At 58.3% G+C, this 14,931-nt stretch carries 14 protein-coding genes; 9 read left to right on the forward strand and 5 right to left on the reverse strand.

Annotated features, from left to right (window positions below; genetic code table 11):
* The first annotated feature begins 160 nt into the window (after window positions 1–160).
* The gene (locus ACID345_RS09260) at window positions 161–745 is read left to right on the forward strand and encodes a hypothetical protein (protein ID WP_148210062.1); all 585 of its coding nucleotides are present in this window, start codon (window positions 161–163) and stop codon (window positions 743–745) included.
* Between the two features lie 44 nt (window positions 746–789).
* On the opposite strand, the gene ACID345_RS09265 is transcribed toward ACID345_RS09260, so the two are convergent.
* From ACID345_RS09265 to ACID345_RS09280, 4 genes are read right to left on the reverse strand one after another with little or no spacing between them, the layout of a single operon-like run.
* Complete coding sequence (locus ACID345_RS09265) at window positions 790–1,398, reverse strand: 2-oxoacid:acceptor oxidoreductase family protein (protein ID WP_011522611.1); 609 nt, start codon at window positions 1,396–1,398, stop codon at window positions 790–792.
* The gene (locus ACID345_RS09270; RefSeq protein WP_011522612.1) at window positions 1,380–2,279 is read right to left on the reverse strand and encodes a 2-oxoacid:ferredoxin oxidoreductase subunit beta; all 900 of its coding nucleotides are present in this window, start codon (window positions 2,277–2,279) and stop codon (window positions 1,380–1,382) included. Before ACID345_RS09270 ends, ACID345_RS09265 begins: the two co-directional genes overlap by 19 nt.
* Window positions 2,276–3,433, reverse strand: coding sequence for a 2-oxoacid:acceptor oxidoreductase subunit alpha (locus ACID345_RS09275; protein WP_011522613.1), 1,158 nt, complete (start codon window positions 3,431–3,433; stop codon window positions 2,276–2,278). Before ACID345_RS09275 ends, ACID345_RS09270 begins: the two co-directional genes overlap by 4 nt.
* The gene (locus ACID345_RS09280; RefSeq protein ID WP_011522614.1) at window positions 3,423–3,707 is read right to left on the reverse strand and encodes a 4Fe-4S dicluster domain-containing protein; all 285 of its coding nucleotides are present in this window, start codon (window positions 3,705–3,707) and stop codon (window positions 3,423–3,425) included. Before ACID345_RS09280 ends, ACID345_RS09275 begins: the two co-directional genes overlap by 11 nt.
* Window positions 3,708–3,944: 237 nt before the next feature.
* Between ACID345_RS09280 and ACID345_RS09285 the strand changes: the two genes are divergently transcribed.
* The 4 genes from ACID345_RS09285 to ACID345_RS09300 are packed head-to-tail and all read left to right on the forward strand — an operon-like array spanning window position 3,945 to window position 9,247.
* Entirely contained in the window at window positions 3,945–5,606 is a 1,662-nt protein-coding gene (locus ACID345_RS09285; RefSeq protein ID WP_011522615.1) for an ATP-binding protein, read from the forward strand.
* Entirely contained in the window at window positions 5,593–6,063 is a 471-nt protein-coding gene (locus ACID345_RS09290; RefSeq protein WP_011522616.1) for a response regulator, read from the forward strand. The genes ACID345_RS09285 and ACID345_RS09290 overlap by 14 nt, the downstream gene beginning before the upstream one ends.
* A 16-nt stretch (window positions 6,064–6,079) precedes the next feature.
* The gene (locus tag ACID345_RS25345; protein ID WP_011522617.1) at window positions 6,080–7,225 is read left to right on the forward strand and encodes a sensor histidine kinase; all 1,146 of its coding nucleotides are present in this window, start codon (window positions 6,080–6,082) and stop codon (window positions 7,223–7,225) included.
* A gap of 60 nt (window positions 7,226–7,285) precedes the next feature.
* Window positions 7,286–9,247, forward strand: a complete 1,962-nt coding sequence (locus tag ACID345_RS09300) for a S9 family peptidase (RefSeq protein WP_011522618.1) — start codon at window positions 7,286–7,288, stop codon at window positions 9,245–9,247.
* Between the two features lie 131 nt (window positions 9,248–9,378).
* Here the strand turns inward: ACID345_RS09300 and ACID345_RS09305 are convergent, their stop codons facing one another.
* Window positions 9,379–10,326, reverse strand: a complete 948-nt coding sequence (locus ACID345_RS09305; RefSeq protein ID WP_011522619.1) for a phosphoesterase — start codon at window positions 10,324–10,326, stop codon at window positions 9,379–9,381.
* Window positions 10,327–10,587: 261 nt separating this feature from the next.
* Between ACID345_RS09305 and ACID345_RS09310 the strand changes: the two genes are divergently transcribed.
* The 4 genes from ACID345_RS09310 to arcC all read left to right on the forward strand — a co-directional run bounded on the left by ACID345_RS09310 (window position 10,588) and on the right by arcC (window position 14,922).
* The gene (locus ACID345_RS09310) at window positions 10,588–11,295 is read left to right on the forward strand and encodes a hypothetical protein (RefSeq protein WP_011522620.1); all 708 of its coding nucleotides are present in this window, start codon (window positions 10,588–10,590) and stop codon (window positions 11,293–11,295) included.
* Between the two features lie 263 nt (window positions 11,296–11,558).
* On the forward strand, window positions 11,559–12,896 hold the full coding sequence (locus tag ACID345_RS09315; RefSeq protein ID WP_011522621.1) for a cyclic 2,3-diphosphoglycerate synthase: 1,338 nt from the start codon (window positions 11,559–11,561) through the stop codon (window positions 12,894–12,896).
* 3 nt (window positions 12,897–12,899) lie between these two features.
* Complete coding sequence (gene argF, locus ACID345_RS09320; protein ID WP_011522622.1) at window positions 12,900–13,871, forward strand: ornithine carbamoyltransferase; 972 nt, start codon at window positions 12,900–12,902, stop codon at window positions 13,869–13,871.
* A 58-nt stretch (window positions 13,872–13,929) separates the two neighbouring features.
* Window positions 13,930–14,922, forward strand: coding sequence for a carbamate kinase (gene arcC, locus ACID345_RS09325; RefSeq protein WP_011522623.1), 993 nt, complete (start codon window positions 13,930–13,932; stop codon window positions 14,920–14,922).
* The last annotated feature ends 9 nt before the right edge of the window (window positions 14,923–14,931 follow it).

Below are 14,931 nucleotides of genomic sequence, written 5' to 3' on the forward strand. Positions count from 1 at the left end.
AGGCTGCGGAAAATTGACCTTAGCTCTTTATGTCAGCGCCAACAAAATTCAACCCAGCTACAAACGTTTTTGGGAGTCACAGACATCCTAATCAGCGTCTGGAAGCAGACGGAGTGAGGTGGCTATGACGCCCGGTGGTCGACTTGCACTTGCGATTTGGTTGACACTTTGTACCACGATTTTGGTCGCGCAGGAGCGTCACCTCGGTAATGACTCCGCGAGTACCCTCTTTACCGAGTCGCCCTTCGCCCATGGGTACATGCATGGGTACGAGGCTGGGTTTCACTTTGGAGACCTTGACCTTCAGTTGGGAAGGGAACCACGCGATCCGGCGGTCATCGCCGAATTCAAGCGCGATGGTTTTCAGAACTACTTCGGATCCAAAAGCTCTTACAAGTTCGGATACCACGATGGCTTTCGCGCCGGCTATTCCGATGCGACGCATGAGCTGCCGTTCCGGGCAATTGTGAACCTTCGGCAAGCGGCGGAGGGGCTTACCGTGAAATCGCTGGTGCGTCCGTTCGACGATGGCTTCCGCGATGGCTACTCCCACGGGCGACGAAAAGGCGGTGAAGACGGGCGTGTCGCACCCCAGGCGAATCCCATCAATCCGCCATGCCTTGGATTGCCCGATGAATATTGCAGCGGCTTCGCACGGGGATTCACGATTGGGTACCGTGATGGATTCAACAACCAGTCGCGGCGCCAGCCGACGCGGAATGTGGAAGTGAGTTCGGCGAAATAAAAATGGGGAGCATTGCTGCTCCCCAGAGGGTAAATCGCTAACTACTACACGCCGTCATAGACCTTGACGGTGTTTTCATCAACGCCAGTTTCGGGCGTGGTTTGCAGAGCCTGGACGCCGTATTCGTATCCGCGATCGAAGGCCTTCAGGTTCAATTCGCGGAAACTCGGCGGAACGGAGCTGGCTACGGCTTCGCGCAGAGATTCCTTCTGAAGGATGTTGGTCACGGCGGCGGTGAAGCCGACCATCACGATGTTGAGGATCATGCGCTTGCCGAGTTCTTCGGCGAGGCGCGTGGCGGGGGCGCTGTAAACGCGTCCGGCTTGCGACATGCCGGTGATCTTCACCAAATCTTGTTCGACGATCAGAACGCCGCCGGGCTTCAACTCGGGACCAAACTTGGTGTAAGCCTCTTGCGACATGACGATCAGGATGTCGGGATTCGTCACGTAGGGGTAGAGCACGGGTTTGGAGTCGATGACGACCTGCGCGCTACAGGCGCCGCCCCGGGCTTCCGGGCCGAAGCTCTGGGTCATGGTGGCGAATCCGCCTTCAAGGATCGAAGCGGCCTTGCCGATGACGATTGCGGAAAGGATGACGCCTTGGCCGCCAAAGCCGGCGATACGAATTTCGGTTAGCTGCAGTCGCTGCATGACGTCGCCTCCTCGCAGGTGAGTTCGTCTGTCTCCACGTATTGCTCGCCGAGGCTGTCGTGGAGTTTGTTGCGCATGAGTTCCATGTAGTTGGGGCGTTCGATGTCCACGAACTTGCCGACGATGATTTCGCCCTGGCGGCTGAGTGGAACATCTTTCGTATTCGCGCCGTGCTTCACCTTGCTCATAGCCTTGTAGTACTTCATGGTGTCGAGGCCGTCGCCCATCTTGTTGCGGCGCTGGTAGAGCGTGGGGCAGGGGGAGACGATCTCGAGGAAGCAGAAGCCTTTCTTCGAGAACATCTCCTGCATCGTCTTGGTGATCTGGCGAACGTGGAAGGTCGTCCAGCGCGCGACGTACACGGCGCCAGCGGCTTCCGTGAGATACGGCAGGTTGAAGGCCGGATCGAACGTACCGTAGGGCGCGGTCGAGGTGATGACGTCGCCGGGTGTCGCGGGACCGGTTTGGCCGCCAGTCATGGCATAGATCAGGTTGTTCACGCAGATGACCTTGAGATCGATGTTGCGGCGGGCAGCGTGAATCAGGTGGTTGCCGCCGATCGCAAACAAGTCGCCGTCGCCGCTGTAGACCACGACTTGGCGCTTGGGATTGGCAAGCTTTAGACCTGTGGCGAAGGGAATCGCGCGTCCGTGGGTAGTGTGGAACGAGTCGAGATTAACGTAGCCGGCGACGCGACCGGTGCAGCCAATGCCGCTGACGATGGCCATGTCGTTGACGTTCATGCATGACTCGATCAGCGCTCGCGAGAAGCAGTTGACGGTGGTGCCGATGCCGCATCCCGGACACCAGATGTGGGGCATGCGATCAGTCCGCAGGAATGGCTCTACCGGATTGCCCGGATGGATGAGATCGGTGCTCATCGCAACACCTCCACAATCGCGTTCAGGATGTCTTCAGGCCGATGGACGGTGCCGCCGGCGTGGGGAACAAGCTTGGTGCGGCACTGGCCGTTGGCGGCGCGCTCGACTTCGCGCACCATTTGTCCGAGGTTGAGTTCGGGAACCACGATGCCTTTCACCTTCGAGGCAATTTCACGAATCTGCTTTTCGGGGAAGGGCCACGCGGTGATGATGCGGAACTTGCCGACCTTCAGGCCGCGGTCTTTCGCCATGTCGATGGCACGCTGTGCGACGCGTGAGGTAATGCCGTAGGAGACGACAACGACTTCGGCGCCTTCGACGTCCTGTTCTTCGTAGAGGACGATGTCGTCCACGTGGTCGAGAATCTTGTTCTTTAGGCGCTTCATCAGCGAGTCCTGCGTTTGCGGAGTCATGTTGGGGTAGCCGCGCTCGTCGTGAGTGAGGCCGGTGACATGGACGGAGTAACCCTGGCCGAGGTGTGCCATCTCGGGGGCTCCGTTCTCGTCGGGAGCGTAGAGATGGAAGTTGTTCGGGTCTTTGGTGGTGAAGTGGCGCGGCTCAACTTCGATCTGGTCGGCAGTCGGGATGACGACCTTTTCGGTCATGTGGCCAACGACTTCGTCGAGCATGACCAGCGCCGGTACGCGATATTTCTCGGCATAGTTGAAAGCTTTGATGGTGAGGTCGAAGCATTCCTGCGGAGAGTTCGGGCAGAGCGCGATGATCTCGTAATCGCCGTGTGAACCCCAGCGAGCCTGCATCATATCGCCCTGGGCCGGGAGCGTGGGAAGGCCCGTCGAGGGACCCCCGCGCTGGACGTTGACGAAGACGCAGGGGGTTTCGGTCATCACGGCGTAGCCGAGGTGCTCCATCATGAGTGAGAAGCCCGGGCCGGAGGTGACGGTGAATGCCTTCGCGCCGCCCCAGACCGCGCCCTGCAGGGTGATTGAAGCCGCGAGTTCGTCTTCCATCTGGATAAAGGTGCCGCCGACAGTCGGAACGCGAGCTGCGAAGCGCTCAACGACTTCGGTTGACGGCGTAATCGGATATCCGGAAGAGAAGCGGGCGCCGGCAGCGAGTGCGCCTTCACAGCAGGCGTGGTCGCCATCGAGGAAATGAGAGCCAGTGAGAACACCAGCGGGATCAGCTTGCACTGGAGGCCTCCTCGGGTGCGGAATTTTCGTCTTCGGGCTTGGCGGCCTCGGCCTTGGCTTCTTTCATGCGGAAGCCGTAAATGGCGAAGTCGGGACAGAACATGCCGCAGAGATCGCAGCCACTGCATTTGTCGGGATTAACGGCGTGGGGCGGATGATAGCCCTTTGAGTTGAATGCGGAGGAAAGCTCCAGGACCTTCGTGGGGCAGAACTCGACGCAAAAGCCGCAGGCTTTACATCGCTCCACCACGATCTGCACGGTACCTCGTGCCATGGCTACCTCGTTTCCGGCGGTTAACCGGAGAGAAATCGCGCGGGGATAACCATCCCCAGCGTCGCCTGATTGTCTATGGCAATGCACAACAGGGAAGTGACGCTTATCACACAGGCTTGTGAGGTAAGCACATGCGGCGGGCTCATCGTGGAGATCGGGAATTTACGTTTCCGAGGCATCCCAAGTAGCTGATCGCGCCATCCAAACTCGCGGAAACGAGTACCCTTACAGGCTTTCATGGCGCCGATTGACGTTGATGGAGGGCTGTGCGGATCGCTTCCGCCAGACCGTATGACCCAAGCCGGAATCCAACGTTCGCGGGACGACGTTCCCAAGACTGACGCGCCCCTGACGATCGCTTACGTCGACGATAGCGATCCGCAGCGGTACGCGATTTCGCGCATGCTTTCGGCTGCAGGCTTCCATGTGAAACAAGCTGCGACGGGACAGCAGGGTCTCGATCTGGCGCAGGAGCTGCCGGACCTGATGCTGCTGGATGTGCAGCTTCCGGACATCAATGGAATTGAAGTTTGCCGGCGAATCAAGAGTGATGCGCGCACGTGCGAGATCCCGATCCTGCAAGTTTCCGCCGCGTTCACCGATCCGGAACACAAGGCGGCGGCGCTGGAATCGGGCGCAGATGGCTACCTGACTTTCCCATTTAACTCGGTAGAACTGGTGGCGATTGTGCGCGCGCTGATGCGCACGAAGCGTGCGCAGGCGGAGTTGAAGGAGCGCTACACCGAGTTGCAGGCCGCGCACGAAGCGCTTGCGGAACGCGAGAAACAATTCCGCGCGGTATTCGACAACGCCATGGACGCGATGATTATCTGGGACGATCGGGGCCGGTTCACGGCGGCGAACCCGGCGGCGAGTGAGTTGTTCGCGGTGCCGAGGGAACGGCTCGTAGGGGCGACAATTGAGGACTTCTTAAGTTTCAAGGACAGGGAAGAGGTTGCCGGCTCGCTGCGCGCGTCGGAGATATCTGGTCGACGTGGCGAGTTCGAACTGCGCAAGCCGAATGGAGGCGTCCGGCAGATCGAATACACAGCGACCGTGGATTTCCAGGCGCACCGTCATCTGTCCATCATGCGCGACATTACCGCCCGCAAGGCGGCCGAGGCAGAGGTGCGAAAGCTAAATGCCGAGTTGGAGCGTCGGGTGGAGCAGCGCACGGCGCAGTTGCAGGAAGCGAATCAGGAGTTGGAGGCGTTTTCGTATTCGGTGTCGCACGACCTGCGCGCACCGTTCCGGCACATCTCAGGATTTTCAGATTTGTTGCTGCGGCACCTGACGAATACCGACGAGACGACTCGGCACTATGTGCGGACGATTGCCGAGTCGGCGCAGTACGCGGGCGCACTTGTGGACAATCTGCTGGCGTTCTCGCGGATGTCGCGCTCACAACTGCGCTGGATTCCTGTGGATATGAACCTGCTGTTGAAGGAAGTTGTCCGCGATGTGATGCGCGAGGCAAACGGGCGCGTGATCCACTGGACTCTGCCGGACCTGCCAATCGTGTTTGCCGACGGCGCGATGCTCAAGCTGGCGATGCGTAACCTGCTGGCAAACGCGGTGAAGTACACGCGGCACAAGGCGGAGGCGGACGTGGAAGTGGGCGTCCGCGAGCATGCGAATGAGTGGGAGTTTTGGGTAAAAGATAACGGCGTTGGCTTCGACGAGAAGTATGCAGACAAATTATTTGGCGTGTTCCAGCGGCTGCATCGCATGGAGGAGTTTGAAGGGACAGGGATAGGCCTCGCCAGCGTGCGGCGGATCGTACAGCGGCATGGCGGACGGGTTTGGGCCGAAGGCGTAGTGGACGAGGGGGCGGCGTTCTATTTCACGTTGCCGAAGGTACAAGAAGACGCGATGGAGGAGAGCGATGGCAGAGCTTAAACCGATTCTGCTGGTAGAGGACAACCCAAAAGATATTGAACTGACCCTGGCAGCGCTGGCGGACAACCGGCTGGCCAACGAAGTAATTGTCGTCCGCGATGGCGAAGAGGCACTGGATTATCTCTTCCGGCGGGGCATTTTCAAGCTGCGCGCAGCAGGCAATCCGGCGGTGGTGTTGCTCGATCTGAAACTGCCAAAAGTGGACGGCTTGGAAGTACTGGAGCAGGTGAAGACCGACGCGATGTTGCGGACGGTGCCGGTCGTGATGCTGACGTCGTCGCGCGAAGAACCTGACCTGAACCGGAGCTACAAGATGGGAGTGAATGCTTACGTAGTGAAGCCGGTGGAATTCACCGAGTTCACGCAGGCCATACGGGAGATCGGTTTGTTCTGGGCGGTCATTAATCAGCCACCGCCGGGAAGCGTGGTTCCGAAGGTTGCGGTCGCGTTGAAATAGATTGTGCGAGGGCCATGTGCTGAGAGTCTTGTTGCTGGAAGATAGTCCGCTGGATGCGGAACTCACGATTTCCACGCTGAAGGCAGGCGGCATTCACTGCCAGACGAAGCGAGTGGAACGGCGGGATGAATACATCAACGCCATCCGGGAGCGCGGATTCGACGTCATCCTTGCCGACTATGCTCTGCCCGATTTCGACGGGGTGAGTGCGCTGCGAATTGCCGCGGTGCAGGTGCCGGATATCCCGTTCATCTTCGTGTCCGGGAGCATCGGCGAGGAACTGGCGATTGAGTCGCTCAAGCAGGGCGCGACTGATTACGTGTTGAAAGAACGCTTGGTACGCCTGGTGCCATGCGTGAACCGTGCACTCCGTGAGACGCATGACCGCCGCGACCGCAAGCGTGCGGAAGAAGCGCTGATGCACAACGAGAAGATCGCCATGCTCGGCAGGCTCGCAGCGACCGTGGCGCATGAAATCAACAATCCGCTGTCGTCGGTGACGAACGTTCTTTATCTGCTCAGCACACAGCCGGAACTGACCAACGATTCGCGCATCCTGATCGAGATGGCGCAGACCGAACTGAAGCGCGTGGCGGAGATCAGTCACCAGACGCTGAGTTTCTATCGCGAGTCGCCACATGCGGTGCCAATTGATATCGCGGAGTTGCTCGAAGGCGTGCTCTGGCTGTTCGACCGTCAGATCCGCGAGAAGGACATGGTGGTGGAGCGCAGGGTGGAGTATCGGAAGAAGTTTCCGGCTTTTCCCGGAGAGCTCCGGCAGGCGCTTTGTAATCTGGTGTCGAATGCGATCCAGGCGATCCCGCCGAATGGGCGGATGGTGCTGCGCGTCCATGAGACGACACGGCGTAACACGGGCGAGCGCGGGCTGAGCTTCATCATCGCTGATAGCGGCGGGGGCATTGCGCCGGAAGACCGTTTCCACATCTTTGAGCCGTTTTTCAGCACCAAAGGTGAGAACGGCACGGGCCTTGGGCTGTGGGTAACCAAGGGCGTCGTGGAGAAGCATCGCGGCACGATTCGCATGCGGAGCCGCCAGGGAGAGAATTCCGGTACGACGTTTTCGATCTTTCTGCCGTTCCAGCAAGAAGTGCTGCCCTTGACCGAGAATCCGCGGAAACCAGTGGTGGACGCAGTGGCGTAAGCGCTGATACATCCCTTCGATTTAGAATGGAGCACTTTTGCTCCTTAGCTCGGAGGATATGTGCAGCGTCATTTCTTTACCGCTCTAGCACTCGTTGCCCTCTCGTTCGGCGCGCTCGCGCAGCCAGCTTCCAATCAGAACGACACCGTGAAGCCCGGGGACAATCTCGTCCTCGAGAATATTCCGCCGGTTCCAACTTCGATTGATGAGCAGACACGTCGCTACGGAGACTTTCGCACGGCAGCGCATTTGGATTGGCATCCGCAGCGGCACGAGATGTTGATCTCCACGCGTTTCGCGGATGTGCCGCAGGTGCATTGGGTGAAGACGCCAGGCGGGGAGCGACGGCAGATGACGTTTTATCCGGACCGCGTGCTCGGTGCCCAATTTGAGCCCGGCGGACGTTACTTTGTCTTCGCGAAAGATGTTGGCGGTGGCGAGTGGTTCCAGTTCTATCGGTTCGATGTGCAAAGTGGCGAGATCACGCTGCTGACGGACGGGAAGTCGCGAAACACAGGCATGGTCTTCGCGCATGAGGGCACGCGGATTGCGTACTCCTCGACGCGACGCACCGGGGCTGACAACGATTTGTGGGTGATGGATACGGCAGATCCGAAGACGGACAAGCTGCTCACGCAGTTGCAGGGCGGCGGCTGGGACCCGGCAGATTGGTCGCATGACGGAAAGCAGATCCTGCTGGTGGAAGGGAAGTCCATCAACGAGAGCAATCTTTGGCTGGTGGATGTTGCCAGTGGCGAGAAGAAGCAAATCACGGCCAACCAGACGTCAGAAAATCAGGTGAGCTACGACAATGCGCGGTTCTCGCGCGATGGGCGCGGGATTTATGTGTCCACCGATTTCGACTCCGAGTTCCACCGGCTAGCGTATTTCGATCTGGCGACGATGAAGCCGAAGTTCCTTACGACAGACATCAAGTGGGACGTCGAGGAATTCGATGTCAGCGAGGACGGCAAGACGCTCGCGTTCGTGACGAACGAGAATGGGATCGGCAAGCTGTACCTGATGGACACGGCCACAGGGAAGTATCGGTCGGTGACGGCATTGCCGATTGCGATCATCACCGGAGCAAAGCTGCATCGCGATGGCCGCGTCGTCGCGGTGAATGTGACCTCGGCAAAGTCGCCGACCGATGTGTACTCGGTAGACGTCGCCAGCAGAAAAGTTGAGCGCTGGACGGAGAGCGAAACCGGCGGGCTGAACGCCAGCAATTTCGTTGAAGCACAGTTGGTGAAGTGGAAGACTTTTGATGGAAAAGAGATCAGCGGTTTTCTCTACCAGCCGGATGCGAAGAAGTTTCCGGGCAAGCGGCCGGTGATCATCAATATCCATGGCGGACCGGAGGGACAGATACGGCCGGGCTATCTCGGGCGCAACAACTATTACCTCAACGAAATGGGAGTGGCGCTGATCTTCCCCAACGTGCGGGGATCCACCGGATACGGGAAGACGTTCACAAAGCTGGACAACGGTTTCAAGCGCGAGGACACATATAAAGACATCGGCGCACTGTTTGATTGGATCGGCACGCAGCCAGCACTCGACGCCAGCCACGTGATGGTGACCGGCGGCAGCTACGGCGGACACATGACTTGGGCGGTGACGGCGTACTACAACGACAAGATCCGATGTTCGCTACCGATCGTGGGGATGTCGAACCTGGTGACGTTCCTTGAGCACACGGAAGCGTATCGGCGTGATTTGCGGCGGGTGGAGTATGGCGATGAGCGGGATCCTAAGATGCACGAGTATCTCGAGAAGATTGCGCCGATGAACCATCTCGACGCTATGCACAAGCCGATCTTCGCGGTGGTGGGGAAGAACGATCCGCGGGTGCCGTGGACGGAGTCGCGGCAGATTCTCGACAAACTCAACGCCCAGGGAACGCCAACGTGGTTCCTGATGGCGAACGACGAAGGCCACGGCTACGCGAAGAAGAAGAACCAGGATTTTCAGTTCGACGCGACAGTGATGTTTGTGAATAGCTGTCTGCTGGAGAAATAGTGGCTTTGCCGCGCCGCGTTTCGGTGATCCAAGCATTCTTTTCAACACAGAGGCTCAGTGTTCCCAGAGGTTTTTAATTGAAAGAATCTCTGGGTCCTCTGTGCCTCTGTGGTGAAAGCGATGCCCATCGGCTAATAGTCCGTCCCGGGATCCGAGAAGAACTCCTGCATATCGGGCGCGTTCGCCGCCTTCGAAAGATCGTTTTTCAATCCCAGGTATTCGCATATTAGCCGCAACACGCTCTCATGTTGATAGAACGTGGTTGAGGCGTAGTGCGGTTTGACGTTCTTTCCGATGACGATCACCGGAACATGCCCACCACCATGGTCGTTATCGTTGTCCCAGGACTCGTCCCACGTGATGATCAGTAGCGTATTGCCTGACTGAAAGCTCGTCGTGTTGAAGAGCGGGTCGAGGTTCGTCTGGAGCCATGCGTCGCCGGCTGCCACTTTGTCATCATTGGTGCAGTTTCGTCCACCGCCTCCGCAGTCGTGCATGTTGTGGGTTTGGTCGGGGATGAGGAGCGCGAAGGACGGCAGGGAATCGCTGGTGACATCGGCGGTGTACTGGTCGAGGCCGACCATGTTGTTGGCCTCAAAGTGATACTGCGCGATGTCGGTGAAATAGGCATAAGGGTTATGCGTTTTGGCGTAGGGGTAAGGGCCGTCACCGTGGTAGCCGACGCGCGGAATGCTTTCGAGATAAGCCTTCCATCCCATGGCTGCTTGGCCCATCTCGCGGGCAAGGTTATCGTCGCTAACCTTCTGGGCAAAGTTGAGATCGTTGGTCACGCTGGAACCGACCGTGAGCATGAAGTAATTGCCGATGGAGGGGTGAACGTCGGCGTAGAAGTTCTGCGCCACCGCGTACTCGTTGGCCAAACGATTGAGATACGGGGCGTGCGCGTTGCCGATGATCGCCTGGTAGCGCTGGTTCTCAAGAACAACGAGAACGACTTTGTGGGTCGCCGGTTTTATGGGTTTGAGCGGTGCTGGAGCTTGATTGATGAGGTCTATTCCACGACAACCAGCCAGCGAAAGGAGGCACAGGAGGATACTGCCGAGACGAAGGGATCGCATTTTCAGGGCCCAGAACTTCTTTCCTAACCAGCACTGATTGCGATTCAGAACTGCCGGTTGTCCGATCTAAGTGTCTGCTGGTTTGTAAAGCCTTGTCAGATGCGGGATTCGGCAGAGCGAGACGTTGGAGATCAGTTTGGATTCCGGGGTACTACGAGAAGATCGTAGTCCCACTCTCAGGAGAAAACCTCATTGAGGCAGAGTTGCACAAACGGTACGTTGGGCAGGTCTTAATTCGCTGCTCCTTTGAGGTAATACTGGATGAGGAAAGTTTCCCTGTGCTTTGCGTTTCTGCTACTTGCAATCCTAAGTACACTGCCCGCCGTGGCCACCACCGTCAAGAACCTGGAAGCCGAATCGAACTGGTTGACCTGCACTACATGCGGCAATAAGGACTCCGGCGGATACGCCGCGCCGCACTCGATGACCCAGAAGGTGAAGTCGCCTTCGCTGAATGGCAGCGCCTCGCAGTTCTGGCTTGGCGGCGGTGTTCCCTATTCCGATGTGATCTGGTGGAAGCGGCTCGGCGGCAGCCAGTCGAGCAATTTCATCTACGACCTCTGGTTTTATGTGAAAGATCCAACCGCTGCGCAGGCTCTGGAGTTTGACGTCAACGATTCCATTAACAACCAATGGTACGTCTTCGGGACGGAGTGCAACTACCGCCAGACCAGGACCTGGCGCGTATGGGACACGAAGAATGCCAAGTGGATCAGCACCGGTATAGCGTGTGCGCCGCCGAAAGCTTACAGCTGGAACCATGTGACGCTGGAGTTCAAGCGGGCGAACGGGAAAGCGAACTTCGTGGCGGTAACGCTAAACCGATCGAAACATTACATCAACCAGTCGTATTACCCAAAATCAAGTCCCGGCGGATACCAGACCAGCGTTGCGTTTCAGATGGACGGCAATTATCAGCAAAAGGACTTTTCGGTTTGGATCAATCAGATGTTGCTGACGCACTGGTAGAGGCCGTTGGTTCTGAATTGCAAAAAAGCGCGGCTTCGGTCGCGCTTTATTGTTGCGCGGCGCTTCCCGCAGGGTTAAAGCCATTTTTCTGGTACGGGTCTGATTGGCATCGCTAAATTGATGCCCTGATACGAGGCCAGCAGCCGTTTTACCTCACCCCGCTGTGTGACAGGCCTCACAGCCATTCGGCCTGTTGTGGAAGCACCATCTACGCGGAGAAAAGTGTCCCCACATTATGGGTCTAATGACGCTTTCTACTTCGCATGAAAAAGGTATTGATCCTCGGCGCCGCCGGCAGGGACTTCCACAACTTCAACGTTGTCTTCCGTCATAACCCCGAATTTCAGGTCGTAGCCTTCACCGCAACCCAGATCCCCGACATTGCCAACAAGACCTATCCCGCAGTGTTAGCAGGGCCGCACTATCCTAAAGGGATCCCGATTCTTGAAGAAGACCAGATGGAAAAGATCATTCGCGAGCAGAGCGTGGATGTGGTGGTCTTCTCCTATAGCGATGTGAAGCACGAAACCCTGATGCACCTGGCCTCGCGGGCTGTGGCTGCCGGCGCTGATTTCTGGTTGCTGGGTGCGGAACGCACCGAGTTGAAGTCGAAGGTTCCCGTCATTTCCGTCTGCGCTGTCCGCACCGGATGCGGAAAGAGCCCGGTATCGCGCAAGATCGCGCAGGAACTTAAGAAGCACGGCTGGAAGCCGGTCGTGATTCGCCACCCCATGCCGTATGGTGACCTCGCGAAGCAGACCTCGCAGCGTTTTGCCACCATGGAAGACCTGGTGAAGCATGATTGCACGATTGAGGAGCGGGAAGAGTACGAACCGCACATCATGGAAGGCCGCGTTCTGTATGCAGGCGTGGATTACGAAGAGATCATGCGGAACGCCGAGAACGAGGGCGACATCATCCTGTGGGACGGCGGCAACAACGACACTCCGTTCTATAAGAGCGACCTCGAGATCGTTGTTCTTGATCCGCATCGTCCGGGCCACGAGCTGACCTACTATCCTGGCGAAGTGAACTTCCGCGCCGGCACCGTGCTGGTGATCAATAAGGTTGATACGGCGAACCGCGAGAACATCGAGATCGTTAAGAAGAACATCGCGAAGTTCAATCCGACCGCCCAGGTGATTGAGACTGCATGCAAGGTCACGATTCCGGCAGCGGAAGAAGTTCGCGGCAAGCGCGTGCTAGTGGTAGAAGACGGTCCGACGCTTACCCACGGCGAAATGCCCTACGGCGCTGGCGTGGTGGCAGCGAAGAACTACGGCGCTGTGACAATGGTCGATCCCCGTCCCTTCGCGGTGGGCTCGATCAAGAAGACCTTTGAGAAGTTCCCGCATCTCGGACGCGTTCTGCCTGCCATGGGCTATAGCGACCAGCAGCGGCACGAACTCGAACTGACGATCGCCAACACGCCGTGCGATCTGGTGCTGATTGCGACGCCGATTGACTTGGCAAAGGCGATCAAGATCGAGAAGCCAACGCTCCGCGTGAGCTACGAAGCTGTCGAGATGGGAGGACACGAACTGACCGACCTGATCGATAAATTTACCGCTGAGCACAAGGGCGTGGCGGTGGGGAGATAGCCGATGTTCGCATCCGACTTTCTCTCGATTCGCGACTTCACGCCGCAGCAGATACGGCATCTGCTCGACCTCGCCATGCACATTAAGGCGATGCCGCAGGCCTACTCGCGCTCGTTGCGCGGGAAGACCATGGCGTTGATCTTCGAGAAGCCGTCGCTGCGGACCCGGGTTTCGTTTGACGTGGGCATCCAGCAGCTTGGTGGTTTTTCCGTCTATCTCTCGCCTGCTGAGATCAACCTCGGCAAGCGGGAGGGCGTGTATGACGTGGCCAAGAACCTGGAGCGCATGGTGCAGGGAATCATGATTCGCACCTTTGCGCACCGGATCGTGGAGGACATGGCGGCATTCGCGTCCATTCCGATCATTAACGGCCTTACCGACTACAGTCACCCCTGCCAGGCGATGGCCGATTACATGACCATCTTCGAAGCCAAAGGACGCCTATCCGGGCTGAAGTTGGCTTACGTGGGCGACGGCAATAATGTTGCGCACTCGCTTATGTTCGCCGGCGCACAGCTCGGTGTTCACGTGTGGGTGGCAACTCCTGATGGTTACGAGCCCGATCATGCGGCGCGCGAATGGGCGACCAGGCGCGCGGCAGAGACCGGCGGAAGTTGCACCATCACCAACGATCCGGTGGCGGCCGTAGAGGACGCCGACGTGATCTACACCGACGTGTGGGCGAGCATGGGCCAGGAGTCCGAGGCTGCGCTGCGCAAGAAGATCTTCCTGCCGTATCAAGTGAACGGGAAACTCTTTGCGCAGGCTAAGCCGGACACGATCTTCATGCACTGCCTGCCGGCACATCGCGGCGATGAAGTGACCGACGAGGTCATCGATTCGCCACGTTCGTTCGTCTTCCCAGAGGCCGAGAACCGGCTGCATGCACAGAAGGCGATCATGCTGGAACTTATGCGCGACGAGTCCGTCGAGCACGAGCACGGCGTGCTGCACGAAGTGGAGATGGTGAAGTAAACGGGACCCCGGCGGTGGGCGTTGACCTGGTCCGGTCGCCGCCGGGGAAAGTGAATTCATGTCGAAGACCGCTTTGATTGCAGTAGGCGGCAACTCGCTCATTCGCGCGGGCGAAAAAGGCACTATCCAGGAACAACTCGCTAATACCCGTCGCACGGCCGCCGCCATGGTGGGTCTGGTGAAGCTTGGGTACCGCCTGGTGATCACCCACGGCAACGGGCCGCAGGTCGGTGCGCAATTGCTGCGCTCCGAGCGCGCGTCCGACGTGACCTACAGCCAGACACTCGATGTGTGTGGTGCCGCCAGTCAGGGCGAGATCGGGTTCCTGCTCGCGCAATCGTTGCAAAACGAACTAAAGGATGCGGGGCTTCACACGCCGGTGGTTTGTGTGGTGACGCAGACGCTGGTGTCGGCGATGGACCCGGCGATGCTGAAGCCTACCAAGCCGATTGGACCGTTTTATTCGCGTGCGGATGCGGAAGAGAAGAAGCGTGCACTGGGCTGGAGCATTGTGGAAGACGCAGCACGTGGCTATCGGCGCGTGGTGCCTTCTCCTGAGCCGATCGAGATCCTCGAATTGGAAGTCATCCGCGACCTAATTAACGATGGTGTTTTGGTGATCTCCACCGGTGGTGGCGGCATTCCCGTGATGCGCGAGAACGGTGCGCTGAAGGGCGTGGAAGCAGTAATTGATAAAGACCGTGCTTCGTCGCTGCTGGCTGCCGAGATGGGTGTGGACTTGTTTGCGATTTCAACCGACACCGACTTCGTTTACCTCAACTACAAGAAGCCTGACCAGAAGCCCATCCATGCGATCTTCGCCTCGGAGTTGAAGAAGCACTACGACGAAGGCCATTTTCCGCCCGGCAACATGGGGCCGAAGGTGGAGTCGGTGCTGCGCTTCCTCGAATCTGGCGGTAAAGAGGCGGTGATCACTTCGTTCGAGCATCTGACCGCTGCGGTGACCGGAATCGCGGGAACGCACGTCCTGGCGGACACGATCGAGAAGCCCACCATCAACAACGTGATTGAAATGCCGGTGAAAGGGTGAGTGCGATGC

This window comes from Candidatus Koribacter versatilis Ellin345 (genome assembly GCF_000014005.1).
In the GTDB taxonomy this organism is placed as follows: domain Bacteria; phylum Acidobacteriota; class Terriglobia; order Terriglobales; family Acidobacteriaceae; genus Korobacter; species Korobacter versatilis_A.

Excerpts from the sequence above, each read along its gene's own strand:
- ACID345_RS09315 (WP_011522621.1), top strand. The coding sequence starts at position 11,559 with ATGAAAAAGGTATTGATCCTCGGCGCCGCCGGCAGGGACTTCCACAAC.
- ACID345_RS09310 (WP_011522620.1), top strand. The coding sequence starts at position 10,588 with ATGAGGAAAGTTTCCCTGTGCTTTGCGTTTCTGCTACTTGCAATCCTA.
- ACID345_RS09305 (WP_011522619.1), bottom strand. The coding sequence starts at position 10,326 with ATGCGATCCCTTCGTCTCGGCAGTATCCTCCTGTGCCTCCTTTCGCTG.
- ACID345_RS09265 (WP_011522611.1), bottom strand. The coding sequence starts at position 1,398 with ATGCAGCGACTGCAGCTAACCGAAATTCGTATCGCCGGCTTTGGCGGC.
- ACID345_RS09270 (WP_011522612.1), bottom strand. The coding sequence starts at position 2,279 with ATGAGCACCGATCTCATCCATCCGGGCAATCCGGTAGAGCCATTCCTG.
- argF (WP_011522622.1), top strand. The coding sequence starts at position 12,900 with ATGTTCGCATCCGACTTTCTCTCGATTCGCGACTTCACGCCGCAGCAG.
- ACID345_RS09290 (WP_011522616.1), top strand. The coding sequence starts at position 5,593 with ATGGCAGAGCTTAAACCGATTCTGCTGGTAGAGGACAACCCAAAAGAT.
- arcC (WP_011522623.1), top strand. The coding sequence starts at position 13,930 with ATGTCGAAGACCGCTTTGATTGCAGTAGGCGGCAACTCGCTCATTCGC.
- ACID345_RS09280 (WP_011522614.1), bottom strand. The coding sequence starts at position 3,707 with ATGGCACGAGGTACCGTGCAGATCGTGGTGGAGCGATGTAAAGCCTGC.
- ACID345_RS09285 (WP_011522615.1), top strand. The coding sequence starts at position 3,945 with ATGGCGCCGATTGACGTTGATGGAGGGCTGTGCGGATCGCTTCCGCCA.